The organism is Castellaniella sp., from assembly GCF_034675905.1.
Lineage (GTDB): Bacteria > Pseudomonadota > Gammaproteobacteria > Burkholderiales > Burkholderiaceae_B > Castellaniella.
This window is the reverse complement of record NZ_JAUCCV010000005.1, coordinates 204,603-230,891: the sequence shown is the minus strand read 5'-3', so window position 1 is coordinate 230,891 and position 26,289 is coordinate 204,603. Positions and strand designations below refer to the sequence as shown.

Genomic DNA, 26,289 nt, shown 5'->3' with positions numbered 1-26,289 from the left:
AGTGTCACTACGGTTAATCCCTGATGAGCAGGTGTCAACGCCCTGTTTGGTCAGGCGCAAATCCTTTGATGCATTCGCGGGCCACGGGGCAGCCGGTCAGTCTGCGAATTCGCGGGCCAGTTCGCCCGCCCGTCGAGCCGCCGCGGCAACTGCCTCGCGCAGGATATCGGTCTGGCCGCGTTGCTGGAAGACGGCCAAGGCTGCCGCGGTCGTACCGCCTTTCGAGGTCACTCGTTCCCGCAGCACAGCGGGCGAATCCGGCGATAGCGTCGCCAATTGCGTCGCCCCATGAAAAGTGGCCAGCGCCAACTGCCGCGCCTGATCAGGCGTCAGGCCCTGGTCGACGCCGGCAGCGATCAGGGCCTCGAGAAACAGGAAGACATAGGCGGGGCCGCTGCCTGATACGGCAGTCACGGCGTCGATGGCGGCGTCATCCGCCACCCACAGTATGTCGCCCACCGCCCGCAGCAGTTCTTCCGCCAGGGCGTGATCCTGGGCGTCGACGCCGGACAGCGCCGCCATGCCGGTCATGCCGCTGGCGATCAGCGCCGGCGTATTGGGCATGCAGCGCACCACCCGGGTATAGGGGGCGTCTTCATCCCCCAACCAGCGGGCGATCGCAGATCCCGGGATGCCGGCCGCAATACTGATGACCAAGGTACCGGGGCGCAGCCAGGGCCGGCATTGCCGGACGACTTGCGTCATGATCTGCGGCTTGACGGCAAAGAACCAGACGCGGCAGTCCGACAACTGGGCGCCAGGCGCCGGCGCTGTGCTCGTGCCCAGCGCATCCCAGCGGGCGCGAGTGTCGTCGCCCGGGTCGATGACGTGGATATCGGCGGCAGCGCAGCGCCGCCCGATCAGGCCGCTGGCCAGGGCGTTGGCCATATTGCCGCCGCCGATCAGTGCAAGAGAGAGTCCTTTTTCCATAGCGAACTATTGTACGAGCATGCCCGGGGAAACAGAATCGCCGATTGCGCCGCAGGGGGAGCTGCCAGCCCTTCGCCGGGTGATTTATGCTAAAAAGCCGCCTGCCGACGAAGGAAAATGACGCTTCAAGAGCGCCCATTGCGGCAAACAGGGATTGTCAAAGCCGACATGAACTGGTCACAATACTTGCCTACAATGCCCCCGCCGCCGCCTCGGCATCAGTCGGGGAGGCATTCACAGGAGATTCTGATGGCACTTTCTCTTTCCCGCATGACCGTGCTGGCCGCCCTGCTAGCCAGCGCCGGTGCCGCCCAGGCAGCCACCGACATTACCTTCTGGCATTCCATGGAAGGCCCGCTTGGCGAACGCGTGGACTCGATCGCCAAGGCGTTCAACGCCAGCCAATCCGACTACGTCGTCCATGCTGTCTATAAAGGCGCTTACGGCGAATCCATGAATGCCGGCATTGCCGCATTCCGGGCAGGCAATGCCCCCGACATTCTGCAGGTCTTCGAGGTCGGCACCGCCACCATGATGTACGCCAAGGGTGCTGTCAAACCCGTACAGGAACTGTCCGAAACGGTCGGCGACCCGATCAATCCCAAGGACTTCCTGGGCGCCGTTGCCGGCTATTACTCGTCGCCGGACGGCAAACTGGTGTCCATGCCCTTCAATAGCTCGACCCCGGTGCTGTACTACAACAAAGACGCCTTCAAGAAGGCCGGGCTGAATCCCGATGCGCCGCCCAAGACCTGGCCTGAAGTCGCCGATGCAGCCAAAAAACTGCGGGCCGCCGGCATGGAATGCGGCTATTCCAGCGCCTGGCCTTCCTGGGTCCTATTGGAAAACTTCGCCGCCTGGCACAACACTCCCTTCGCCTCGCTGGATAACGGCTTCGGCGGCCTGGGCGCCCGGCTGATGCTTGATACGCCGCTGTTCCAGAAACACCTAACCTTCCTGTCCGATATGGCCAAGGCCGGTGAATTCACCTACGGCGGCCGAGGCGATGCCGGCAATGCCCTGTTTACATCCGGCAAATGCGGCATGTACACGGGTTCCAGCGGCATGCGGGCCTCTGTCATCAAAAACGGCCAGTTCGCTTTCGGGACGTCCACCCTGCCCTATTACCCGGACGTCAAGGGCGCGCCGCAGAACTCCATCATCGGCGGGGCCTCGCTGTGGGTATTCGCGGGCAAGTCCGACGCCACCTATAAAGGCGTGATCAAGTTCTTCAAATACCTGGCCAGCCCGGAACAGGCTGCCGCCTGGCACCAGGGCACCGGCTACGTGCCTGTGACCAAGGCCGGCTATGAACTGACGAAGCAATCCGGCTTCTACGACAAGAACCCGGGTACGGAAGTCGCCGTTCAGCAGCTCAATGCAGACACCACGGCCAATTCGCGCGGGATCCGGTTGGGTTATCTGCCGCAGATCCGCGACATCGAAGACGCCACCATGGAACAGATCTTCGCCGGCAAGGTTGCGCCGGATGCCGGTCTGAAGAAAATGACCACCGAAGGCAATGCCCTGCTCGAGCGCTTTGAAAAGAGCGTCAAGTAAGCAATGGAAAAACGCGTCGTCTTCCGCCATCGGACCCTGCCCTGGCTGTTGTTGGCTCCTCAGCTGGCCATCACCTTGATCTTTTTCTTTTGGCCGGCCGGGCAGGCCATGTGGCAGTCGTTCCGCTTGGAAGACCCCTTTGGCCTGTCCTCGCAATTCGTGGGGCTGGCCAATTTCGCCGACCTGTTCTCCAATTCGGAATACTTGGCCTCGTTTCGCACGACGGCCTGGTTTTCCGCCTTGGTGGCTATCGGCGGTCTGGCCATTTCACTGCTGCTGGCCGTGATGGCGGATCGGGTCGTACGAGGCGCCGCGATCTACAAGACCCTGCTGATCTGGCCGTATGCCGTGGCTGCAGCCGTGGCAGGCGTCTTGTGGCTGTTTCTGTTTTCCCCGTCCGTCGGCATCCTGGCTGTGGCCATGGTGCAGATGGGCTGGGCCTGGAATCCCCGCCTGGATGGCGAGGATGCCATGGCCTTGATTGTCTTTGCCTCGGTCTGGAAACAGGTGTCGTATAACTTCCTGTTTTTCCTGGCCGGGCTGCAGTCCATTCCCCGATCCTTGATCGAGGCTGCCGCTATCGACGGCGCCGGGCCGGTGCGCCGATTCTGGTCCATCGTGTTTCCCCTGCTGTCGCCCACCAGCTTTTTCCTGCTGGTGATCAATTTCATCTATGCCTTCTTTGACACGTTTGCCGTGATTGACGTGGTGACTCAGGGCGGTCCGGGCCGCGCCACCGACATCCTGGTCTACAAGGTCTACAACGCCGGCTTCAAGGGCCTGGATCTGGGCTCCTCAGCCGCCCAGTCGGTGATTCTGATGCTGATCGTGATCGCCCTGACCGCCATCCAGTTCCGTTACGTGGACCGCAAGGTCAATTATTAATAAGGACGAATGATCATGGTTGAACGTCGTCCCCTGCTGGATCTGATTTCTCACGCCGTGCTGATTCTGGGCGTGATCGTGATCGCCTTCCCGCTGTACGTGGCCTTTGTGGCCTCGACCCAGACCGCCCAGGAGGTCGCTCAGGCCCCGATGTCGCTGATACCCGGCGGACATTTCCTCAGCAATTACTGGACCGTGCTGACCGGCAGCGCCGTCAATACGCCGCCGGTGGGCCGGATGCTGTGGATCAGCACCTTCATGGCGCTGGCGATCGCCGTCGGGAAAATCGTGATTTCCATGCTGTCGGCCTTTGCCGTGGTGTATTTCCGTTTCCCGCTGCGCATGCTGTGCTTCTGGATGATCTTCGTCACCCTGATGCTGCCTGTGGAAGTCCGCATCGCCCCCACCTATGCGGTGGTGGCCGACCTGGGCATGCTCAACAGCTATGCCGGCCTGACGCTGCCGCTGATTGCCTCAGCCACCGCGACGTTTCTGTTCCGGCAGTTTTTTCTGACCGTGCCTGATGAGCTGGTCGAAGCCGCCCGCATCGACGGCGCCGGACCGATGCGATTCTTCAAGGACATTCTGTTCCCCTTGTCGCGCACCAGCATCGCTGCGCTGTTCGTCATCCAGTTCATCTACGGCTGGAACCAATACCTGTGGCCGCTGATCATCACCACCCAGGAAAACATGTACCCGGTCGTCGTCGGCATCCGCCGCATGATCGCCGGCGGCGACAGCGTGACGGAATGGAATCTGGTGATGGCGACCGCCCTGCTGGCCATGATTCCGCCAGCCGCCGTCGTCATCCTGATGCAGAAATGGTTCGTCAAGGGCCTGGTCGATACAGAAAAATAGGATAAATGTTTACATGGCAACCTTGAGCTTTCGCAATGTGCGCAAGACCTATCCCGGCGGCGTCGCCGTCATCCACGGCATCGACATGGATATCCAGGATGGGGAATTCGTCGTCATCGTCGGTCCGTCTGGCTGCGGAAAATCCACGCTGATGCGTATGGTCGCGGGGCTGGAATCCATCACCGACGGGGATATCGTCATCAACGATCAGGTCGTCAATACGCTGGAACCCGCCGAGCGCAATATTGCAATGGTGTTCCAGAACTACGCGCTCTATCCGCACATGAGCGTGTTTGACAACATGGCCTATGGCCTGAAAATCCGCCGCATGGACAAGGCCGAGATCCGCCGCCGGGTCGAGGACGCCGCGCGCATCCTGGAACTGGATCATCTGCTGGACCGCCGGCCGCGCCAGCTGTCGGGCGGTCAACGCCAGCGCGTGGCCATGGGCCGCGCCATCGTGCGCGAACCCTCCGTCTTCCTGTTTGACGAACCCCTGTCGAACCTGGATGCCAAACTGCGCGTGCAAATGCGCCTGGAAATCCAGAAACTGCATCAGCGCTTGAAAACCACCAGCCTGTACGTCACTCACGATCAGGTCGAGGCCATGACGTTGGCGCACCGCATGATCGTCATGAATCAGGGCATCCCGGAACAGATCGGCACCCCTGCGCAAGTATTCGAACGCCCGGCGACCACCTTTGTTGCCAGCTTTATCGGTTCGCCGCCCATGAACCTGCTGCAGGTGGATATCGACGCCCAGGGCCGCGCGCTGGGACCCGATGGCGCCGCCCTGCCCGTCCAGACTCCCGCATCCGCGGCCGGATCATCCCGGCTGACCATGGGTTTGCGCCCGGAACATCTGCGTCTGAATACCCCCGGCCTGCAGGCGCAAGTTGAAACAGTCGAGGTTTTAGGGTCTGAACAATTGATTCATGCCCGCTGGGGGGATCAAGCCCTGATCGTGCGCTGCACGGTCGCGGAAACCAAGGACCGCCCGCTGGTTCATGGGGATGCCATCACCCTGGGGCCTGACGGCCAGCACCAAGCCCATTGGTTCAATACGGACACCGGCCGGCGCATCGATAGCTAGAAGATCGATAGCTGGATAAAAAACGGGATCCCAATCGGGATCCCGTTTTCATGCCGTCACATCAGCTTATTTGAAGACGGTTTTTGAACCGTCAGCATGCCAGGTGAAGACGTCGAACTTGAAGGACTTCAGGTCGCCCTGCTTGTTCCAGGCGATATTGCCGATCGGGGTCTTGACCGAATTGGCATGCAGCCAGGCGGCGACCTTGGTTGGGTCGTCCTTGCCCACGCCATTGATACCGGCGGCAATGGCTTCCAGAGCGGAATAAGCGGTCAGCTGGAACGCGCCGCCTGCATTGCGGCCCTTGTCCTTGAAGGCTTTGACCACGGAAGCATTGGCGGGATCGGTCGTGAAGTCGGCCGGGAGGGTCACCAGCATGCCTTCGACGGACGGACCGGCGATGGCGTTGATGTCGGGATTGCCGACGCCTTCCGGGCCCATGAATTTGGCCTGCAGGCCCTGTTCAGCGCCCTGGCGCAGCAACAAACCCATTTCGGGGTGGTAGCCGCCGTAGTAGACGAAGTCGACCCCCGAGGATTTCAGCTTGGTGATGACGGCGGAATAATCGCTGTCACCGGCGTTGATGCCCTCGAACAGAACGACCTTGACCCCGGCTTTTTCCAGGTCGGCCTTCACGGCAGTAGCGATGCCCTGGCCGTACGACTGTTTGTCGTGCAGCACGGCGACCGCCTTGGGTTTGATCTTTTGCACGATGAACTCGGCAGCGGCGGGACCTTGCTGGTCATCGCGGCCGATGGTGCGGAAGATCATGTCGTAATTCTTGCCGTCGGTCACAGCGGGAGACGTCGCGGAGGGAGACACCATCACCACGCCTTCATTGTTGTAGACGGGAGCTGCGGCAATCGTGGCGCCCGAGCATACGTGCCCGACCACATAGTGGATCTTTTCATTGACGACGCGGTTGGCGACGACCGGACCCTGTTTGGGTTCGCAGGCATCATCCATGACCACGGCTTCGAGTTTCTTGCCCAGCACGCCGCCATTGGCGTTGATGGTTTCGATCGCCGTGTCCACGCCTTCTTTGACCATATCGCCGTATTGCGTCAGTGCCCCGGTGTAAGGCCCCGCAATGGCGATCTTGATCGTGTCAGCGCTCGCCGCGGAAGACATCATCAAGCCGGTGGCGAGCCCCAAAGCGGCAACCATCGGCGTTAAGCGAATGTTCATACAACCTCCTTTGAAAGACCCAGAAAGAATACACGAAACCCCCGCAGGGCGGATCATGCCACATACGGGGGTTTTCCCGACACCCAGGTGCAGACTGGGGCATCTGCACGCATGGAATCGATCAGGCCAGCAGGCTGCGCAGCATCCAGGCGTTCTTTTCGTGTACGTCCAGGCGCTGGGTCAACAGATCGGCCGTCGGCTGATCGTTGACGGCGTCGGCGCACTTGAAGGCCTTGCGGGCGGTCTTGGCGACGGCTTCGTTGCCGGACACCAGCAGGCGCAGCATGTCTTCGGCCGAAGGAACCGAGGTCGGTTCCTGGATGGAACTGAGGCGCGCGTATTCCGCATAGGTGCCGGGCGCGTAGTGGCCCAGGGATCGGATGCGCTCGGCAATGGCGTCCAGCGCCTGCCAGGTTTCCGTGTACTGCGTCATGAACAGCTGATGCAGGGTGCTGAACATGGGACCGGTCACATTCCAGTGGAAATTGTGCGTCATCAGGTACAGCGTATAGGTATCGGCCAGAGTGTGCGCGAGTTCCACCGCAACCGCAGCGCGGTCCTTGTCGGAGATGCCGATATCGATTGGCAGGCCCGCGGGCGTCGTCTGGGTTTTAGGGGATGATGTCTTTTTGGCGGCTTTTGCCATGAAATGCTCCGTTAAGACGAGGTGATTCCAGCATAGCACGGGCCAGCGGCAAGCCGATGGCGTGTACTCTTGCATATTGTGTCATATCAATCAGTTGCGACCATTGCCGTGATCGGATCTTCCGTCATCGTCACGCCGGGCATGCCGCTGTTGCGCACCGCATCGACCAGCGCCTCGATGGCCGCCAGGCGGGGGAAGCTTTTACGCCAGATCAGCACGACCCGCCGGTCGGGAACCGGCGGCGCAAATGGAATGAAGCGCAGCAGCTTGCTTTCGGCGCCCTGCATGCCCAAGGCGCTGGCCGGCATCACCGTGATACCGATCCCCGCCGCGACCATGTGGCGGATGGTTTCCAGAGAGGACCCCTCAAAGGTGCGTTGGATGCCTTCGCTGGACGCCGAATAGCGGGACAGTTCCGGGCAGACTTCCAGGACCTGGTCGCGAAAGCAGTGCCCGGCGCCCAGCAGCAGCATGGTTTCTTCCTTCAGACGGTTCGAGCCGATGCGTTTTTCATGCGCCCAGGGGTGATCGTGCGGCAAGGCGACATAGAAAGGTTCGTCATACAGCACGCACTGCGCCAGGCCGGTTTCAGGCAGGGGTAGCGCAACGATGGCGCAATCGATCTCCCCTTGGCGCAGCAGTTCCAGCAAGCGTGTCGTGTAGTTCTCCTGCAGCAGCAGCGGCATCTGCGGGGTACGGCGGATCTGTTCCGGAACCAGGTGCGGCAATAGATAGGGGCCGATCGTATAGATGACGCCCACCCGCAAAGGGCCTTCCAGGGGATCGTGTCCCTGGCGGGCGATTTCACGCAGATTGGCGCCCTCTTCCAGCACCTTTTGCGCTTGGGCCACCACCCGCAGACCGATCGGCGTGATGCCGACCTCGGCGCCGCCGCGTTCAAACAGCACGACGCCCAGTTCTTCTTCCAGCTTGCGGATCGCCACCGACAGCGTGGGCTGGCTGACAAAGCAGGCCTCGGCGGCCCGGCCGAAGTGGCGTTCACGCGCCACCGCGACGATATATTTCAATTCAGTCAGAGTCATCGTGGATCCCCTTGTTTTTATCGTCTCAACTACGCAGGTACTGGATGGCGCCTGCCATCCAGCGCTGCTGGTGCGCCCGGGCATCAGCCGGAAAATCCGCAGACAGCCAACTGGCGGCCGCGCGCGCTTGTTCCAGCAGGTCTTCATCCGCATTCAGGTCGGCAAAACGCAGCAGCGCCTGCCCCGATTGGCGCACGCCCAGCAGCTCACCCGGCCCGCGTTGGGCCAGATCACGCCGGGCGATTTCAAAACCATCCGTGGTTTCGTACAGCGCCCGCAGGCGCTCCCGCGCCAGGGCCGACAGCGGCGGCTGGTACAGCAGCACGCACGTGGATTCGCGCGCCCCGCGTCCGACCCGGCCGCGCAGCTGATGCAACTGGGCCAGCCCGAAGCGCTCGGCATGCTCGATCACCATCAGGCTGGCATTGGGGACATCGACCCCGACTTCGATCACGGTGGTGCTGACCAGCAGATCCAGTTCACCGCGACGGAACGCCGCCATGGTGTCGGTTTTCTCTTGGGCGGCCAAGCGTCCATGCATCAGGCCGATACGCAGATCCGGCAGTTCGGCCCGCAGGTGTTCCCAGGTGTCGACTGCCGTCTGCAGCTGCAGGGCTTCGCTTTCCTCGACCAGCGGGCAGACCCAATAAGCCTGCTGGCCTTCGCGCACGGCAGCCGCCACATGCACCAGGACTTCATCGCGCCGCTGATCGGCGAACAATCGTGTGCGCACCGGCGTGCGTCCCGGCGGCAATTCATCCAGGACAGACACATCCATGTCGGCAAAAAAGGCCATGGCCAGGGTGCGTGGAATCGGCGTTGCGCTCATGCTGAGCTGATGGGGGACCTGCGCGGACAAATCCCCCTTGCGATTGAGCGCCAGCCGCTGGCCGACGCCAAAGCGGTGCTGTTCGTCGCTGATCACCAGCCCCAGCGCCTGAAACTGCACCTTATCCTGGATCAGCGCCTGCGTGCCGACCGCCAGCCGGGCCTGACCTGAAGCAATGTCCTGCAAGGCCTGACGACGCTTGGCCGCAGGCAAAGCGCCTGTCAGCCAGGCGATGGAGACTCCCAGCGGTTCAAACCATTCGGAAAATTTGCGCCATAACTGCTCCGCCAGGATTTCCGTGGGCGCCATGACAGCGACCTGGACACCGGCATCGATCGCCTGCGCAGCGGCCCAGGCGGCCACCAGCGTCTTGCCGCTGCCCACGTCGCCCTGCAGTAAACGGTGCATCGGGTGCTCGCAGCGCAGATCCGCCCGGATTTCCTGTATGGCCCGTTCCTGAGCCGCCGTGGGACTGAACGGCAACGCCGCCCGCAGCTGGCGGCTGAGATGTTCATCGCCCGCCAAGGACGGACTGCGCATGGCGCGACGGGCCGCCCTGGCGTCGGCCAAGGCCAGTTGCTGCGCCAACAATTCATCGAACTTGATCCGGCGCCAGGCCGGGTGCTCATGTTCGGCCAGCGACGCCAGGGAAATCTCTGGCCCCGGATGATGCAGCAAGCGCAGGGACGCCGCGAAATCCGCCAGACCGTAGGCCTGACGGACAACGCCGGGCAGTGTATCGCTCAGGTCGGCCTGGTCCAGGGCTCGCGCAATGGCTTTGCGCAAGCTGGCCTGCGACAGGCCTTGAGTCGTGGGATAGACAGGCGTCAGGGTGTCGGGCAAGGGGGTGCCGGGCTCTGTCACCAGCGGGTGGATCATCTCCAACCCTTGATAGCCCATGCGGACCTCGCCGCGGATGCGCACGCGGCGGCCGGCCCGCAGCCGCGCCTGCTGGCCGGGATAGACGTGCAGCCAGCGCAATTGCAGCTGGCCGCTGTCGTCGGACAGTGTCGCCTGCAGTTCGCGGCGCGGCCGCAGCCGGATGTCGCTGTCGACGATGTCGCCTTCGAACAGGGCATGCACCCCCGGCCTGGCCTGAGCGACAGGCGTGACACGGGTTTCGTCCTCGTAGCGCAACGGCAGGTGGACAATGAAATCCGACGGGCTATGCAAGCCCAAGCGCTCGAACAGGCGGGCCTGCTGTGTACCGGTGGATGATTGCCCCGAGCGCTTGGGCGCCCGGGAAGCGCCGACCGAAGCCATCACGGCAATCCGGACTGACGCGATCAAAGGGCCAGAATGGCCTCGACTTCGAACTGAGCGCCCTTGGGCAGGCTGGCGACCCCGAGGGTGGAACGGGCCGGATACGGCTGCGGAATGATTTCCGCCATGATGGCATTGGCGCTGGCGAATTTGCTGAGATCCGTCAGGAACAGCGTCAGCTTGACGATGTTGTCGAAAGAGCCGCCGGCAGCCTGGATGACCGCCTGCATATTGGCGAAAGACTGGCGCACCTGGCCTTCGAAGTTTTCCGACACCAGTTCGCCGGTGCCGGGTTCCAGTCCGATCTGTCCCGACAGGAAGACCAGGCGGCTCGACGTGGTGGCGACTGCCTGGGAATACGGTCCCACGGCGGCCGGAGCCGAGTCGGAGTGAACGATTGCCTTGCTCATGATGGACTTCCCTGAGTGAGTTTCATAACTATCAGAGTTTACTGATCAATAGCAAAAAATAAAAGAGGGTTTATTTTTCGGCGAAGGCGCGTTCGAAAACATAGTCGCCCGGTTCACCGACACCGGCGGACACGACAAAGCCGCGGGTGTCCAGCATGGCACGGATATCGGTCAGCATGGCGGGACTGCCGCAGATCATGGCGCGGTCCGTGGCGGGGTCCAGCGGCGGCAGGCCGATATCCTGGAAAATCTGGCCGCTGTCCACCAACGTCGTCAGTCGTCCCTGATGCACATAGGGTTCGCGGGTGACCGTGGGGTAATAGATCAGCTTGTCGCGCACCATTTCACCCAGGAATTCATCCTGCGGCAGTTCCTGCGTGATGTAGTCGGCGTAGGCCAGTTCGCTGATGAAGCGCACCCCGTGCGTCAGGATGACCTTGTCAAAGCGGTCGTAGACGTCCGGGTCCTTGATGATACTCATGAACGGCGCCAGGCCGGTGCCGGTCGCGAACAGGTACAGGTGACGGCCTGGTTTCAGATCGTCGATGACCAGGGTACCGACCGGCTTTTTGCTGACCAGCACGGCATCGCCCGGCTGCAGATGCTGCAAGCGGGACGTCAGCGGACCATTGGGGACCTTGATGCTGAAGAATTCCAGGTTTTCCTCGTGGTTGGCGCTGGCGATGCTGTAAGCACGCATCAGCGGCTTGCCTTCGACTTCCAGGCCGAGCATCACGAAATGACCGTTGTGGAAACGCAGGCCAGGATCGCGTGTGGTCTTGAAGGAAAACAGCGTGTCGTTCCAGTGGTGCACGCTGAGAACTTGTTCGGAAAGAAAGGCGGCCATGAGGAAGGTCGATTGAAATTCGGATAATAGGGAAATGGTACGGCCTAAGCCGTTAAAAACAAGGATAACCCCGCACGCACAGTGGGTTTCTGGAATACAGGGGTTTTCTTGATCTGACGCAAGATCACGCGTCGACGCCTGACGATAGGCGCCATTTTTGCGTCATTGTAGCGTGGCGCGCTTGCTTTCAGTCTGCCAGCGTGCTAACTTTTCGTCCTAATTTTGAGAATCATTATCATTCATTGATATTTTCTTTTATTTCACGGAAACCCACGACCATGACGCCTCGCTTCAGCCCGTCTTCTCTTACCCGCCGCCTGGCCCTATGGGCCGCTGCCCTGCCCTTGCTGGCTGGCAGCGCTGTCATGGCGGCCGAAGTCAATCTGTACACCACGCGCGAGCCCAAACTGGTCGAGCCGCTGCTTGCCGCCTTTTCCAAGGACACAGGGGTCAAGGTCAATACGGTATTCATCAAAGACGGCCTGCTGGAGCGCGTGCGCACCGAAGGCGAGCAATCGCCGGCTGACGTCCTGATGACGGTGGACATCGGCAATCTGCTGGATCTGGTCGATGGCGGCGTGACCCAGGCCGTCCAGTCCAAGGCGTTGGAATCCGCCATCCCCGACAACTTGCGCGCGGCTGACGGCCAATGGTTCACCCTGTCCTTGCGTGATCGGGTCGCCTATGTCAGCAAGGACCTGGACATCAAGGCGCTGAACTATGAAGACCTGGCCGACCCGCGCTGGAAGGGCAAAGTCTGCATCCGTTCCGGTCAACACCCCTACAATACGGCGCTGATCGCCGCCATGATCGCCCACGACGGCGCCGAGGCGACCGAGCAATGGCTGCGGGGCGTGAAGGCCAATCTGGGGCGCGCCGCCACGGGCGGTGATCGCGACGTGGCGCGTGACATCCTGGGCGGCATTTGCGATGTTGGCATCGCCAATGCCTATTACGCCGGCCACATGAAAAACGCCGCGCCCGATACCGATGCGCGCCGCTGGGGCGATGCGATCCGGGTCATCCGCCCGACCTTCAAGGGGTCTCAGGGCACCCACGTCAATATCTCCGGCGCTGCGGTGGCGCGGTACGCGCCGCATCGCGCAGAAGCCGTCCAGCTGCTGGAATACCTGGTGTCCGACAAGGCCCAGAGTCTGTATGCGCAGGCCAACTACGAATACCCCGTCAGGGCTGGTGTGAAACTGGACCCGACCGTCGAAAGCTTCGGGCCGCTGCAGATCGATCCCCTGCCGCTGACGGAAATTGCCCTTCATCGCAAGCAAGCCAGCGAGCTGGTTGATCGCGCTGGCCTAAGTCAATAGGCGTGGTCATGTCGGCGCAGGATTTCCGGGCCTGGCCCTGGCACGCCGGCATGATTGCGGCCGCGCTGGCCGTGTTGGCGCCGATCCTGGCGCTGATCGGCCAGGCGACACAGGGAACCGGGTCGCACTGGAATCACCTGCTGCAATTCGTCCTGCCGGGCGTGCTGGGCCAAACGCTGGTGCTGCTGGCCGGCGTGGGGCTGCTGGCCGCCGCCCTGGGCGTCGGGGCGGCCTGGCTGGTGACCGCCCATGATTTCCCCGGACGCGCCATCCTGTCCTGGGGGCTGCTGTTGCCTCTGGCCGTGCCGACCTACATCGTCGCTTACGCCTATCTGGACATCCTGCATCCCATCGGCCCCATCCAGGAAGTCATCCGCACCCTGCTGGGCTACTCCAGCCCGAGAGAATTCCGCTTGCCCGACGTGCGCGGCCTGCCCGGCGCCATCGTGCTGTTGGCCTTTGTGCTGTATCCCTATGTCTACCTGACGACCCGCAGCATGTTCGCCAATCAGGCAGCCCACCTGATGGAGGCCGCGCGCCTGCTGGGCCACGGCCCCTGGGCGGCATTCTGGCATGTGGCGCTGCCCATGGCCAGACCGGCCATTGCAGTCGGCCTGTGCCTGGTTCTGCTGGAAACCCTGAACGACATCGGCGCCTCTGAGTTCCTGGGTGTCCAGACGCTGACCGTTGCAATCTATACCACCTGGGTCACGCGCTCAGACCTGGCGGGCGCGGCGCAGATCGCCCTGGTGGCGCTGGCGCTGGTGACCGCGCTGATCGCCATCGAACGCCACGGGCGGCGCCACCTGCGCTACACGGGCAGCCGGCGTAGCGCCTCTATCCACCCGCACCGGCTACAGGGCTCGGCTGCCTGGCTGGCGACGGTGCTGTGCCTGATGCCGATCCTGATCGGCTTCGTGGCGCCGGCGGGGTATCTGCTGGCGCTGACCCTGGAACGCCTGGGCGCCGGCTTATGGCCTTCATCTGCTTTACTGCGCGCCGCCTGGCAGACGCTGAGCGTATCGGCGCTGGCCACCGCCGCTGCCCTGGTCCTGGGCCTGATCGTGGTCTGGAGCCGGCGCATCATGCACCGCGTCCCCGCCTGGTTGCGAGCCGTGCCCCGCTTCGCGACCCTGGGGTACGCACTGCCCGGTACCGTTCTGGCGATCGGGCTGCTGTTTCCCATCATGGCCGCCGAACAGGGCCTGTCCTGGCTGCGCAGCGTCGTCGGCCTGGACCCTGCAGGCCTGCTCCTGCTGGGCACGCCGGCTGCTCTGGCGCTGGCCTATGTGATCCGTTTCCTGACCATTCCAGTGGGCACGCTGGAATCGGGGCTGGAACGGATCCCGCCGTCTTTCGAGCAGGCCGCCCGCCTTCTGGGAGAAAATGTCCACGGCACCTTGCGCCGCGTACACCTGCCGCTGCTGCGCCCTGCCCTGATCGCCTCGGCGCTGCTGGTCTTTGTCGACGCCATGAAAGAGCTGCCCGCCACGCTGTTGCTGCGGCCCCTGAATTTCGACACGCTGGCCACATGGCTATATGGCGAGGCAGCCCGAGGCACCTACGAGGAAGGCGCCATCGCCGCCCTGGGGATCGTCGCTGCCGGCCTGATTCCCGTATTGATCCTGGCGCGACTGCTGGATCGCCCGACTTCCTGAGGCCTCACGAGATGCTGGAACTCAATCACATTTCCCTGAGCTACGCCGCCGATCATGGCCGGCGCAATGTCCTGAAAGACTTGGACCTGTCGCTGGAAACAGGCCAGATCGCCTGCCTGCTGGGCGCATCGGGGTGCGGCAAGACCAGCGTGCTGCGAGCCATCGCGGGATTCGAGCCGCTGGATCGCGGAACGATCTGTCTGGACGGCTGCCTGTTGTCCGACCAGCGCAGCTGCATCGCCCCCGAACGGCGGCGCGTCGGCATGATGTTCCAGGACTACGCCCTGTTTCCCCATCTGAACATTGCCGCCAACGTGGGCTTCGGCCTGCGCCGGCAGCCCGCCGCCGAACGGCAGCGCCGTGTGCGCGAGATGCTGGCCCTGGTCGGCATGAGCGGCCTGGACGAGCGCTACCCCCACGAATTGTCGGGCGGTCAGCAGCAACGGGTCGCCCTGGCCAGGGCATTGGCGCCCGAGCCGGCCCTGCTGCTGCTGGACGAACCCTTTTCCAACCTGGATGTCGATGCGCGGGAACGGCTGGCGTTCGAGCTGCGCGACCTGCTCAAGGCCGCCGGGCATACTGCCCTGGTGGTGACACACAATCAGGCTGAAGCCTTTGCCGTAGCGGACAAGATCGGCATCTTGCAGGATGGCCGCCTGATCCAGTGGGCGACGCCTTACGACACGTATCATCATCCTGCCACGCCCGAGATCTCTTCTTTCATCCGCCGCGAAACGCTGCAGGCCCAGCGCACCCAGGCCTGTCTGCGCGGCGCGCCTTCCGCGTCGGCGGCCTAAGCGTTCAGCGCGGCCCGCCTCAGACGTCCGTCTGCTGTTCCTGAAGATCGTCCAGCCCCAGTTCCTGGCACTTGCGCGTCAATGTGTTGCGACCGATGCCCAGCATCAGCGCCGCGCGCCCCCGCTGACCGCTCGCCTGCGTCAGTGCCTGACGCAACAACACCCGCTCGAAGTCCTGCCGCAAGACATCCGTCAGATCAGATTCCTGCCGCTGGAGCCGCAGGCGGACTTCCTCGGCCAGGGCGGTACGCCAATCGTCCGGCGGCGAGGCACCCGGTGACTGGACGCCGCCACCGCTGTCGCCCGTCCGGATTTCAGGCGGAAGGTCCTGCGCCTGGACCCGAGGGCTGGCGGTCATGACGGTCAGCCATTGGCAGATATTTTCCAGTTGGCGGATATTGCCGGGGTAATCGAACTGCTGCAAAGCATGCAGAGCGCTGGGCTCCAGCGTGCGCGCAGGCACGCCCAGCTGAACGGCGCTGCGCGCCAGAAAATGACGGGCCAATGATTCGATGTCCTCGCGCCGCGCCCGCAAAGCAGGCAGGCGCAGGCGGATGACATTCAGGCGGTGAAACAGATCGGCGCGAAACAAACCGGCCTGCACGCGATCTTCCAGCGGCTGATGCGTGGCTGCCACGATGCGGACGTCAACCTGCACGGCGCGGCTGCCACCCACCCGGTAAAAACTGTTTTCCGCCAGCACGCGCAGCAAACGCGTCTGCAACTCGGCCGGCATGTCGCCGATTTCATCCAGAAACAGGGTGCCGCCATCCGCTTCTTCAAAGCGCCCTCTGCGCATCTGGACAGCGCCCGTAAAGGCGCCTCGTTCATGACCGAAGAGTTCCGCTTCCAGCAAATCGCGCGGAATCGCGGCGGCATTGACCGCCACGAACGGCCCTGCGGCCCGCCGGCTATGCTGATGCAAGGCCCGCGCCACCAGTTCCTTGCCGGTGCCCGATTCACCCGTGATGAGCACGGTGGCGCTGGATTGTGCCAGGCGTCCGATGGCGCGAAAGACTTCCTGCATGGCGGGGGAACGGGAAGGCGACATGCCGCCCTCTTCCAAGCGGACAGGATCGGCGGGGCCGTCCTGCGGGACAGCAGACACGTCCGCCGGCGCCTGCGGGCTGGCGGACGCAGCCATTGATGTGGAGCTTGCACCCGCTGCGCGGACGATCAGGTCGATGGCCGCCTGGATGTCGAAGGGCTTGGCCAGATAGTCAAAAGCCCCCTGGGAAAACGCAGCAACAGTCGTTTCCAGATCAGTGTAGGCCGTCATCAGGATGACTGGCAGGTCCGGCAGGCGGGTACGGACCTGCGCCAGGACGCCAAAACCGTCCAGCCCCGGCATGCGGACATCGGAGACCAGCACGGCGGGCTTTCCGGGGTCCTGGGGGCCGTCCAGATCATCCAGTGCCGAGAGCAAAGCCGCTCCGTCGGCAAAGCAGCGCACCGCCCAGCCCGCCTTGTCCAGGGCGCGTTCCAGCACCCAGCGCATGCCGGGCTCGTCGTCCAGGATCCAGATAGGTTTCACACGGTCTCCAGAGGCAGCAACAGGCGGAATTCGGTGCGGCCCGGCCGCGAATCGAATTCCAAGACGCCGCCGTGCAACTGCAGACAGGCTTGAGCCAGATTCAAGCCCAAGCCCGTCCCCTGAGCCCGCCCTGTCACCAGCGGATGAAAAAGCTTGTCCTGCAAAGCGGCAGGCACGCCAGGGCCGTTATCGGCCACGGTGATCATCAGTCCCATGCGGTGGGGGGTATGCAAGAGCACCGGCTGATGCACGATGCGCGTGCGCAGCTGCAAGACGGGCGAATCCAGATCCGCAGTTTCGGTCAACGCCTGCGCCCCGTTGCGCACGACATTCAGCAAGGCCTGCAACAGACCGTCGCGGTCCGCCACGATATCAGGCACAGAGGTATCGTAATCGCGCACCAGCGTCAGCCGGCGGCCGAACTCCAGTTCGACCAGCGCCAGCGCCCGTTCGCAGATCTCGTGCACATTGAAGCATTGCGGCTCGATGGCCTGATGCTGGGGCGATACCAGCCTGGCGACCAGATTGGCCAGACGATCCGCTTCTTCGATGATGACCCGGGTGTAATCACGCAAGTCGCCGCGCGGCAACTCCATATCCAGCAACTGGGCGGCCACGCGCAGGCCAGTCAAGGGATTGCGGATTTCGTGCGCCAGATTGCGCAAGGTCTCGCGCTGCGCCGCCTGACCCGCCAGCGCCTGCTGTTGATCTTCGAAGCGGGCTGCCTGATGCACGGGGATCTCGACCAGCCAAGCCCAGGGCTGTCCGGACAGCGGGGTTTTCAGCACACTGGTCAGGCTGCCGAGATAGACATCCACCGGATGCCCGATCAGTATCCGCCGGGAGACGCCCAACAATTCCTCGGCAGCGCTGTTGGCCTGTACGATCCGCTCGGACTCGTCCAGCAGCAGCACTGCAGTTTGCAGCAGTTCGAAGCCGGACGGATCCATGGCGGATACTTTTTACAGGGCGTAGTACATATCGAATTCGACTGGATGCGGCGTCACGCGCAGGCGGTTGAGTTCGTTGTCCTTGAGGTGCAGGTAGGCATCCAGCAGATCGTTGCTAAAGACGCCGCCGCGTGTCAGGAATTCACGGTCGCGGTCCAGAGCTTCCAGAGCCTGTTCCAGCGAAGAGCACACGGTCGGGATCTTGGCGTCTTCTTCCGGCGGCAGATCGTACAGGTTCTTGTCCGCCGGATCGCCCGGGTGGATCTTGTTCTGCACGCCATCCAGCCCCGCCATCATCAGCGCCGAAAACGCCAGATAGGGGTTGGCCAGGGGGTCCGGGAAGCGGGCTTCGACCCGGCGAGCCTTCGGATTGCTGACGTAGGGGATGCGGATCGAAGCCGAACGGTTACGGGCGGAATACGCCAGTTTCACCGGGGCTTCGTAGTGCGGCACCAGGCGCTTGTAGGAATTCGTGCCGGGGTTGGTGATGGCATTCAAGGCGCGGGCGTGGTGGATGATGCCGCCGATGTAGTACAGGGCGAATTCCGACAGGCCGCCGTAGCCATTGCCGGCAAACAGGTTCTGGCCGTCCTTCCAGATGGACTGGTGCACGTGCATGCCCGATCCGTTGTCGCCGACGACGGGCTTGGGCATGAAGGTAGCCGTCTTGCCGTAGACGTGCGCGACATTGCGAATCACGTACTTCATGGTCTGCGTCCAGTCGGCGCGCTGCACCAGTGTGGAAAAGCGCGTGCCGATTTCCAGCTGGCCGCAGTTGCCGACTTCGTGGTGGTGGATTTCGACCGGCACCCCCATTTGTTCCATCAGCAAGCACATTTCCGAGCGCATGTCGGCAAAGGAGTCGATCGGCGGCACCGGCACATAGCCGCCCTTGATCGCCGGGCGGTAACCCTGATTGGTGCCATTGGCGTCGTCGGCATTGGACCAGGCGCCTTCGTTGGAATGAATCTTGACGAAGCTGCCGGCCATATCAGACTTCCAGCTGACCCCGTCAAAGACGAAGAATTCGGGTTCCGGGCCAAAATAAGCCGTATCGCCCAGGCCGCTGGATTTCAGGTAGGCCTCGGCGCGGCGCGCCAGCGAACGCGGATCGCGATCGTAGCCTTTCAGATCGGACGGCTCGACTACGTCACAGGTCAGGATCAGCGTGCTTTCTTCACGGAAAGGGTCCATGCGCGCCGTGGCGCTGTCCGGGACCAGGATCATGTCCGAGGCTTCGATGCCTTTCCAACCGGGCAGCGAGGAGCCGTCAAAGGCTACGCCGGATTCCATGCGGTCTTCGTCCACCTGGCTGGCGGGAACCGTCAGGTGGTGTTCCCGGCCCAGGGTGTCGGTAAAGCGGAAATCCACGAACGCGACCTCGCGTTCGGCAATCATCTGGACGACATTTTCAGGGGTGGACATACAGGCTCCTGCGCCAAAAAGGTAAGAAGAAGTTCAAGCCCGAGGCTTTGTGATGGGCGACGGCGCAAGGCGTCGTCGATTTTTATAAAGCAAATGCCGTGCCAGATATGGAACACGTTCAGCGCCACTGCCACCGACCGTGCAGGAACGAAGGAAACCTCTTCATCTGGCCGATGAACCGCACCACATTGGTGCATATTTTAAAGCAGGATGCACCGAATCAGGGCAAAAATTCCATTTGCAAGTCATTCAGGAACTGCCAACCCTGAGGCGTCGCCTGGATGCGATCCAGACCTGGCAGCAACAGGCCGCGATCCACCGCACGGCGCATCGCCGGCAGGATCGCCATCAGCGACAGGCCGGTGCGCTCGATGAACAGGCCGCCTTCGACGCCCTGCTTCAAGCGCAGCGCATTGAGCATGAATTCAAACCCCAGATCGCCATGGTTCAGCTCGCGCTGTTCCACGATGTGTTTGCCGGTGCGTTCCTGAGCCAGGCGCATCCAGGCATCCGGCATACGGGCGCGGGCTTGGCGGATGATGCGGTTCTGGAAGGAAATCTTGGAATGCGCGCCGGGGCCGATCCCCAGGTAGTCACCGAACTGCCAGTAGTTCAGATTGTGCTGGCAGGCCTGGCCCGGCTGCGCATAGGCGGATACTTCGTAGCGTTCCAACCCCGCGGATTCCGCCAATTCAGCGACCCGGTCCTGCATGGCGGCGCTCTGTTCATCGTCGGGCAGGCGCGGCGGGTACTTGGCGAACACCGTATTGGGTTCCATGGTCAGGTGATACAGCGACAGGTGTCCGGTCTGGAAGGCCAGCGCCTCGCGCACATCCTGTTCACACTGGGCCAGCGTCTGCTGCGGCAAGGCGAACATCAGGTCCAGATTGATGCGACCCACGGCGCGCTGCGCCATCTCGATCGCCGCACGCGCCTGAGCCGCGTCATGTATACGCCCCAGACGCTGCAGCTTGTCATCATCGAAACTCTGAATCCCCAATGAGATCCGGTTGACGCCGGCCTGAGCATAGCCCTGGAAACGGGCGGCTTCAGCCGTCCCAGGATTGGCTTCCAGCGTGATTTCCGCATCCGGCGGCAAGCTGAGCATCGCCCGCAGCAGGCTGATGATCTGATCCACGGCATCCGCCGACAGCAGGCTGGGCGTGCCGCCGCCGAAAAAGACGGTCGAGACCTGCCGTCCCCAGACATCCGGCAGGGCCTGTTCCAGATCCGCCTGTAATGCTTGCAGATAGGCCTGTTCAGGAATGTCGCCACTGCGCTCATGCGAATTGAAATCGCAATACGGACATTTATGCACGCACCAGGGGACGTGGATATAAATCGACAGCGGCGGCAAGGCCGCCAGGCCGGGCCGGCCTCGCACCCCAGGTCGGCCATCGCCTTCAGGTTCAGCCTGCGGCACACGCACGAGTTTTTTCATGGATGGATCTTCAGAGTGGCAGGCCGGCGTATTCACTGCGCAAGGCCTGCAGCAGTTGGCGCAACGCACGCGCCCGGTGGCTGATCTGGTTTTTCTGTGCCAACGGCAGCTCCGCCGCCGTCATGCCCAGATCGGGCAGGTAGAAATACGGGTCGTAGCCAAAGCCGTTGGCGCCCCTGGGAGCCGCCAGCACTTCACCATCCCAGCTGCCCTCGACCACGATGGGGCGCGGATCATCAGCGCTGCGAATATAGACCAGTACGGCGACGTAGCAGCCGCGTCGATCAGACCGGCCTGCCATATCGGCTACCAGCCTGGCATTGTTGGCCGCATCCGAGCGCGTGCCGTCGGCGGATACGGCATAGCGGGCCGAATGCACGCCGGGAGCGCCGCCCAGCGCCCGGACGCATAGCCCGGAATCGTCCGCCAGCGCCGGCAAGCCCGTCACCTGGCTGGCATGCCGCGCCTTGGCCAAAGCGTTTTCAACGAAAGTGCCAAAGGGCTCATCGGCCTCCGGGACGCCCAGCGCCCCCTGCGGCACCATGTCGATCCCCGCTGCCGCCAGGCTGGCCGAGAATTCCTTGAGCTTGCCTGAATTATTGGATGCCAGCACCACTCGGGTCATTATGCGGCCTCCAGCGCCTGCAACTGGGCCTGGACCAGCTGGCGGATACCGCCATCAGCCAGATCCAGCAAGGCGTCCAGTTGCTGGCGCCGGAAACTGCCGCCCTCGCCCGTGCCCTGCACTTCCACAAAGTCACCCGCATCGGTCATGACGACATTCATGTCGGTATCACACTGAGAGTCCTCGGCATAATCCAGATCCAGCACGGCTGAGCCGCCGACCAGTCCCACCGATACCGCCGCCACCTGGCCGCGCAAGGGGTTGGCCGCGATCAGGCCGCGCGCCTGCAAACCGCGCACGGCCAGCGCCGCCGCCACCCAGGCGCCGGTGATGCTGGCGCAACGCGTGCCGCCATCGGCCTGCAAGACGTCGCAATCCAGATGCAAGGACCGCTCGCCCAGCGCCTGCAGATCGAACACTGCTCGCAGGCTGCGGCCGATCAGCCGCTGGATTTCCTGGGTGCGCCCGCTTTGCTTGCCTCGGGCAGCTTCACGATCGCCCCGGGTGTGCGTGGCACGCGGCAGCATGCCGTATTCCGCCGTCACCCACCCCTGGCCTTTGCCTTTCAGGAACGGCGGCACTTTTTCCAGCACGCTGGCGGTGCACAGCACACGGGTGTCGCCCATGCAGGCCAGCACGGACCCTTCGGCATGGCGCGTATAGCCGGTCAGCAACTGCACGGGGCGCAAGACATCGGCTGCCCGCCCGGAAGGGCGGGCGATAGGGGAAGACAGAGGGGATTCGGACATGAGTGGATTTCCAGGCTGGAGGAGCAGACTACAATAACGCCTCCATTGTAGAGAATCACGAGACCGCCCCGATGATCCGTAGCATGACTGCCTATGGCGCCAGCCGCCTGGAAGCCGAACAGGGCGTTCTGGCCGCCGAAGTGCGCAGCGTCAACAACCGCTTTCTGGATCTGAATCTGCGGATTCCCGAAGACCTGCGCTTTGCCGAAGGCGCAGTGCGCGACCTGGTCAATCGCCACGCCCTGCGCGGCAAGATCGAGATCAAGCTCAGCTACAGCGTCGTCGAACAGGATACGCTGCGCCCCTTTGACGAGACCGCTGTTCAGGCCTTGGCAGAACAGCTGGCCAGCGCCCGCCGCTACATCCCCGACCTGCCCGCACCGACCCTGGCCGAACTGCCCCGCACAGGCCTGGCCCGCAGCGGTCTGGACGCGGAAGCCTGGCTGCCGCTCTGCGAACAGGCCTGCGCACAGGCGCTCAAGGAATTCCAGAGCGCCCGCGAGCGCGAAGGCGCCCGTCTGGCCCAAGCCATGCTGCACATGGCCGAGGACATCACCCGCATCGTCGATCACGTACAGGACGAGTTGCCAACCCTGGTGCAACAGCACCAGGAGCGCATCGCCCAACGGCTGCGCGACGCACTGCTGGCCGCCAGTCCGGAAGGCTTTTCCGCCATCAGCGGCGCCGAACTGACCGCCCGCATCGCCCAGGAGGCCAGCCTGTTCGGGCTGCGGGTAGATGTCGCCGAGGAAATCACCCGGCTGCGCTCGCACCTGCAGGAACTGCGCGACATCCTGAACGGCGCTCATCCATCCGCCACGCGCGGCAGCGGCAAACGCCTGGATTTCCTGTTCCAGGAAATGAACCGTGAAGCCAACACCTTGGGTTCCAAGGCTGCTGCACTGACTGTCACCCAGGCGGCCATCGATCTGAAGCTGCTGATCGAGCAGATGCGCGAGCAGGCGCAGAACATCGAATAAGCAGCCTACTGGCCCTGGGATGCATCCTGATGATCGGGTCTAAGGGACTTCCTGATGGAAAGTCCCTGTTTCCCCATAGAATTGACTCGTATCAAGGTAATAATCTGTCGCCTGGGCTAGGCGGTTGCCGATACTGGCTGCCTGGCCCTGCCTTGCCTCATTCCCCCGCTTGGATTTCTCATATTGCATTGCAATATGAGAAATCAACGTTTGTTGCATATGCAAGGGATTCCGTAGCAGGCAGTCCCCAAGTCGACAGTAAGGATATCTCCGCTTCCTGACGTCCCCCTTCCTAGACTGGCTCGGCCATCAGCCTGATCGGGAGGGAAACATGGCGCAGCGCATCATTGATCTGGTCTTATCCGCTTTGGCCGCTCTGGTCAGCGTCCTGCTGTCCTGGCCCTACTGGCGTGATTTCTCTTACTGGCCGGAATCCCCGGCCATGTGGTGGCTGTATTTCATCCTTGGGTACTGCCTGGCGGTCTATGTCTTCTATGCCTTCCTGGGCAGCCTGCGCACCTTGTTCCTGCATGACAGTCTGGGGCGCCAGGAAGCGGCGCCCGATACATCTTCCAGGGAGAAACAATCATGAGCTGCCTGAACGGAACCGAGTGCCGGGAAACCGCCAAGCGCCGCAGGGCATTGGCCGTCCTGGCCTTGATGCTGGCGATCTTTCTGATTCTTTCCGCCTGGTCATTCCTGCCGTCGCGCCAGCAGGCCCTGCCGACCCTCGTCCAATATGGCGAGGCCGATGCCGTCCTGGGGAAACGCGTCTTTCAGGCCTACAACTGCATGGGCTGCCACACCATTGTTGGCAACGGGGCCTATTTCGGCCCTGACCTGACACGCATTTACGCCGACGCGGGCCCGGCCTGGCTGGCGGCATTCCTGCCGTCGGCTGCAGGCTGGCCGACAGCAGCCGCGGTCCAAGTGCAATTGCAAAATCCAACCGTTCAGAAAGAGGCGGGTACTGCTGATCCGCAGGATTATCTGGCCCGCTATCCGGGCGCTGCCGAACGCGTGCAACAACGCGGCGGCCAGCACACGCTGATGCCCAATTTGCCGCTGAAAGCATCCGAGATCACTGCCTTGATGGCTTTTCTGAAATACACCTCGTCCATGAATACGGAAGGCTGGCCGCCCAAGCCCAATCCCGAACGACGCATCCCCGCTCGGATGCGGGCCGATGCGGCAGCAGTCGCCGTCACCGCCCCAGTACCAGCGGGCGCCAGCGCTGCTTCTGCCGTCCAGCATCCCGTGGCGCTGGGCAAAAAACTGGTGAACGACCTGGGTTGTGCGGCCTGCCACGCGACGGACCAGAAACGGCTGGTGGGGCCAGGCTGGGCAGGCCTGAGCGGATCCACGGTCGAACTGGCCGACGGCACGACGGTCGTCGCCGACGACGACTATCTGGTCGAATCGATCCGTCGGCCGGACGCCAAAATCGTGGCGGGTTATCCGCCCCATGTGATGCCGCCTTACGACACGCTGATCAACGAGGCCGACATGCAGGCCATCGTGGCCTATCTGCGCAGCCTTTAACTGGGAAGCCATCATGATCAAGATCGAATACCACACACAGCGTCTGAGCCTGCGATTCTTCCTGCTGATGCTGGTCCTGTTCCTGTTCCAGATGCTGTTCGGCCTGTTGATCGCCACCCAGCACGTCGATCCGACGCTGCTGGCCGGCATCGCCAATTTCAACATCCTGCGGGCCGAGCACACCAACCTGGGCATCCTCTGGATTCTGTCGGGCTTCATCGGCACCATTCTGTTTGTCGGGCCTTTGCTGTCACGCCGCGAACTGGCCGCCCCTTGGCTGATCCAGATCCTGTTCTATGCCTTGATCGCCGTCACGGTCTGGAACGTCGCCACCCAGAGCCTGGCCGCCGATGGCATCGCCGGTTGGTGGATGGGCCAACCCTGGCTGCAGGAAGGGCTCGAATACCTCGAGGCCGGCCGGGCGGCGGATCTCGTCATTTTCATCGGCTTTTCCATTCTGACCTATGTCGTGCTGCGCACTTTTCCCGCGCGCCGCGACTGGAACGAGATCCACTGGGGACTGGCGATCGGTGTCACGGCCCTGACCTTCGTCTGGCTGTTCGGCGTGTTTTTCGTCGATCGCCTGGACCTGCAGGAATATTTCCGCTGGTACGTCGTGCACTACTGGGTGGAAGGCGTCTGGGAAGTCATTCACATCAGCCTGGTGGGTTTCCTGCTGGTCCTGATGTTCAAGGCGGATGTGAAATCGGTCGGCTACGCGGTGTTCTGGGGCATCTCCATGGTGTGGCTGTCAGGCCTGATCGGCAATGCGCACCACTATTTCTGGATCGGCACCCCTGAATTCTGGCAGTTCTGGGGCTCCTTGTTCAGCGCCCTGGAACCCCTGCCCCTGGTGTTCTGCTTCTGGCATATCTACCTGGATGCCCACCAGGACAAGCGCCCGCTTGAAAACGCACCGGCCTTCTACTTCATCCTGGGCTCGGTCGTCCTGGAACAGGTCGGCGCCGGTATTCTGGGCTTCACCATGACCTTCGCCCTGACCAACGTCTGGTCGCATGGCACCTGGGTCACGCCCAGCCACGCGCACCTGGCCTTGTTTGGCACCTTCGGCATGCTGGGGATCGCGGCGGCCTATTACGCCGTGCCGCTGTTGCGCGGCGTCAAGGAATTTGATCAGCGGCTGGGCCGGGTCGCCTTCTGGCTGGTGTTGACCGGCATGCTGGGCATCGCCTTCGCCTTTGCCATCGGCGGCACCATCCAGGTGTTTCTGTACCGCTCGATGGGATTGAACTGGTTCGGCGGGCAGGTATTCCCAGCCATGCAGTTCTTCAAAGTGCTGATCCCCCTGTTTGGATTGGTCTTTGCGGTGGGCGCCGGATTGCTGATCTATGACCTGCTGACCATCGGCCTGCGACCGGTATCATCCGCCGCCCGCGATCTGCCTGCCCCCACCCAAGCAGCGCCCGAAAGGGGCTGGCGGTCTGTCCTGCGCGGCACCGAAGCCAGCCTGTGGTTGATGGGCATGTGGATCTTTGGCGCCATCATCACCCTGGGCTTGCTGAGCTTCAATCTGGATTCCGTCGCCTTGGGCGATCCCACCATCCCTTATGTGCTGGCGGGGCTGGGATACCCCGGCTTGCTGCTGATTACCCTGCTGTTCGTCTGGCGCTTCCTGGCATCGCTGCAGGCGCGCCCGGCGCCGGCAGCGGCGGTCGCCAATCTTGGTCAAGAGCAGGCCGCCCAGGCGTGATGC

At 62.9% G+C, this 26,289-nt stretch carries 24 protein-coding genes; 11 read left to right on the top strand and 13 right to left on the bottom strand.

The annotated features are described in order from the left end of the window. Nucleotides 1-96 precede the first annotated feature (96 nt). A complete protein-coding gene (gene proC, locus VDP79_RS06765; RefSeq protein WP_323017450.1) occupies nt 97-930 on the bottom strand; it encodes a pyrroline-5-carboxylate reductase in 834 nt (277 codons plus the stop codon). Between the two features lie 249 nt (nt 931-1,179). On the opposite strand from proC, the gene ugpB reads away from it, so the two are divergent. Genes ugpB through VDP79_RS06745 form a run of 4 tightly spaced genes read left to right on the top strand, consistent with a single transcriptional unit; the run spans nt 1,180 to nt 5,326 of the window. After that, a complete protein-coding gene (gene ugpB / locus VDP79_RS06760) occupies nt 1,180-2,490 on the top strand; it encodes a sn-glycerol-3-phosphate ABC transporter substrate-binding protein UgpB (protein ID WP_323017449.1) in 1,311 nt (436 codons plus the stop codon). A gap of 3 nt (nt 2,491-2,493) precedes the next feature. After that, nucleotides 2,494-3,375 (top strand): sn-glycerol-3-phosphate ABC transporter permease UgpA, encoded by an 882-nt coding sequence (gene ugpA / locus VDP79_RS06755; RefSeq protein WP_323017448.1) that lies wholly within the window; start codon nt 2,494-2,496, stop codon nt 3,373-3,375. A gap of 15 nt (nt 3,376-3,390) precedes the next feature. Beyond that, nucleotides 3,391-4,233, top strand: a complete 843-nt coding sequence (gene ugpE, locus VDP79_RS06750) for a sn-glycerol-3-phosphate ABC transporter permease UgpE (RefSeq protein ID WP_323017447.1) — start codon at nt 3,391-3,393, stop codon at nt 4,231-4,233. A gap of 13 nt (nt 4,234-4,246) precedes the next feature. Further along, entirely contained in the window at nt 4,247-5,326 is a 1,080-nt protein-coding gene (locus VDP79_RS06745) for a sn-glycerol-3-phosphate import ATP-binding protein UgpC (RefSeq protein WP_323017446.1), read from the top strand. Nucleotides 5,327-5,392: 66 nt separating this feature from the next. On the opposite strand, the gene VDP79_RS06740 is transcribed toward VDP79_RS06745, so the two are convergent. The 6 genes from VDP79_RS06740 to VDP79_RS06715 all read right to left on the bottom strand — a co-directional run bounded on the left by VDP79_RS06740 (nt 5,393) and on the right by VDP79_RS06715 (nt 11,552). Beyond that, entirely contained in the window at nt 5,393-6,514 is a 1,122-nt protein-coding gene (locus tag VDP79_RS06740) for a branched-chain amino acid ABC transporter substrate-binding protein (protein WP_323017445.1), read from the bottom strand. A 121-nt stretch (nt 6,515-6,635) separates the two neighbouring features. Next, complete coding sequence (locus VDP79_RS06735) at nt 6,636-7,160, bottom strand: Dps family protein (protein ID WP_323017444.1); 525 nt, start codon at nt 7,158-7,160, stop codon at nt 6,636-6,638. Between the two features lie 86 nt (nt 7,161-7,246). Beyond that, nucleotides 7,247-8,203: a LysR substrate-binding domain-containing protein gene (locus VDP79_RS06730; protein WP_323017443.1), complete on the bottom strand. Its 957-nt coding sequence runs from the start codon at nt 8,201-8,203 to the stop codon at nt 7,247-7,249. Between the two features lie 25 nt (nt 8,204-8,228). Next, nucleotides 8,229-10,295 carry an ATP-dependent DNA helicase RecG gene (recG, locus tag VDP79_RS06725; protein WP_323017442.1) on the bottom strand — a complete coding sequence of 689 codons (2,067 nt, stop codon included), beginning with the start codon at nt 10,293-10,295 and terminating at the stop codon, nt 8,229-8,231. A gap of 23 nt (nt 10,296-10,318) precedes the next feature. Beyond that, the gene (locus tag VDP79_RS06720) at nt 10,319-10,705 is read right to left on the bottom strand and encodes a Rid family detoxifying hydrolase (protein ID WP_323017441.1); all 387 of its coding nucleotides are present in this window, start codon (nt 10,703-10,705) and stop codon (nt 10,319-10,321) included. Nucleotides 10,706-10,775: 70 nt separating this feature from the next. Then, a complete protein-coding gene (locus VDP79_RS06715; protein ID WP_323017440.1) occupies nt 10,776-11,552 on the bottom strand; it encodes a ferredoxin--NADP reductase in 777 nt (258 codons plus the stop codon). Nucleotides 11,553-11,830: 278 nt separating this feature from the next. On the opposite strand from VDP79_RS06715, the gene VDP79_RS06710 reads away from it, so the two are divergent. Genes VDP79_RS06710 through VDP79_RS06700 form a run of 3 tightly spaced genes read left to right on the top strand, consistent with a single transcriptional unit; the run spans nt 11,831 to nt 15,329 of the window. Next, on the top strand, nt 11,831-12,874 hold the full coding sequence (locus VDP79_RS06710) for a Fe(3+) ABC transporter substrate-binding protein (protein WP_323017439.1): 1,044 nt from the start codon (nt 11,831-11,833) through the stop codon (nt 12,872-12,874). An 8-nt stretch (nt 12,875-12,882) separates the two neighbouring features. Continuing rightward, complete coding sequence (locus tag VDP79_RS06705) at nt 12,883-14,532, top strand: iron ABC transporter permease (protein ID WP_323017438.1); 1,650 nt, start codon at nt 12,883-12,885, stop codon at nt 14,530-14,532. A gap of 11 nt (nt 14,533-14,543) precedes the next feature. After that, on the top strand, nt 14,544-15,329 hold the full coding sequence (locus VDP79_RS06700; protein ID WP_323017437.1) for an ABC transporter ATP-binding protein: 786 nt from the start codon (nt 14,544-14,546) through the stop codon (nt 15,327-15,329). Nucleotides 15,330-15,348: 19 nt separating this feature from the next. On the opposite strand, the gene ntrC is transcribed toward VDP79_RS06700, so the two are convergent. The 6 genes from ntrC to rph all read right to left on the bottom strand — a co-directional run bounded on the left by ntrC (nt 15,349) and on the right by rph (nt 22,053). Beyond that, the gene (gene ntrC, locus VDP79_RS06695) at nt 15,349-16,863 is read right to left on the bottom strand and encodes a nitrogen regulation protein NR(I) (protein WP_323017436.1); all 1,515 of its coding nucleotides are present in this window, start codon (nt 16,861-16,863) and stop codon (nt 15,349-15,351) included. Then, nucleotides 16,860-17,813, bottom strand: a complete 954-nt coding sequence (gene glnL / locus VDP79_RS06690; protein WP_323017435.1) for a nitrogen regulation protein NR(II) — start codon at nt 17,811-17,813, stop codon at nt 16,860-16,862. The genes ntrC and glnL overlap by 4 nt, the downstream gene beginning before the upstream one ends. Nucleotides 17,814-17,825: 12 nt before the next feature. Next, the gene (gene glnA, locus VDP79_RS06685; RefSeq protein ID WP_323017434.1) at nt 17,826-19,238 is read right to left on the bottom strand and encodes a type I glutamate--ammonia ligase; all 1,413 of its coding nucleotides are present in this window, start codon (nt 19,236-19,238) and stop codon (nt 17,826-17,828) included. A 220-nt stretch (nt 19,239-19,458) separates the two neighbouring features. Further along, entirely contained in the window at nt 19,459-20,679 is a 1,221-nt protein-coding gene (hemW, locus tag VDP79_RS06680) for a radical SAM family heme chaperone HemW (protein ID WP_323017433.1), read from the bottom strand. Between the two features lie 10 nt (nt 20,680-20,689). Next, a complete protein-coding gene (gene rdgB / locus VDP79_RS06675) occupies nt 20,690-21,304 on the bottom strand; it encodes an RdgB/HAM1 family non-canonical purine NTP pyrophosphatase (protein ID WP_323017432.1) in 615 nt (204 codons plus the stop codon). Then, nucleotides 21,304-22,053, bottom strand: coding sequence for a ribonuclease PH (rph, locus tag VDP79_RS06670; RefSeq protein WP_323017431.1), 750 nt, complete (start codon nt 22,051-22,053; stop codon nt 21,304-21,306). The genes rdgB and rph overlap by 1 nt, the downstream gene beginning before the upstream one ends. 71 nt (nt 22,054-22,124) lie before the next feature. Here rph and VDP79_RS06665 point away from each other — a divergent pair, with 71 nt between their 5' ends. From VDP79_RS06665 to VDP79_RS06650, 4 genes are all read left to right on the top strand, one after another. After that, complete coding sequence (locus VDP79_RS06665) at nt 22,125-23,033, top strand: YicC family protein (protein ID WP_323017430.1); 909 nt, start codon at nt 22,125-22,127, stop codon at nt 23,031-23,033. A gap of 331 nt (nt 23,034-23,364) precedes the next feature. Next, nucleotides 23,365-23,625 carry a hypothetical protein gene (locus tag VDP79_RS06660; RefSeq protein WP_323017429.1) on the top strand — a complete coding sequence of 87 codons (261 nt, stop codon included), beginning with the start codon at nt 23,365-23,367 and terminating at the stop codon, nt 23,623-23,625. Beyond that, on the top strand, nt 23,622-24,575 hold the full coding sequence (locus VDP79_RS06655; protein WP_323017428.1) for a c-type cytochrome: 954 nt from the start codon (nt 23,622-23,624) through the stop codon (nt 24,573-24,575). Before VDP79_RS06660 ends, VDP79_RS06655 begins: the two co-directional genes overlap by 4 nt. A gap of 13 nt (nt 24,576-24,588) precedes the next feature. Then, nucleotides 24,589-26,286, top strand: a complete 1,698-nt coding sequence (locus VDP79_RS06650; RefSeq protein WP_323017427.1) for a cbb3-type cytochrome c oxidase subunit I — start codon at nt 24,589-24,591, stop codon at nt 26,284-26,286. Nucleotides 26,287-26,289: the final 3 nt, after the last annotated feature.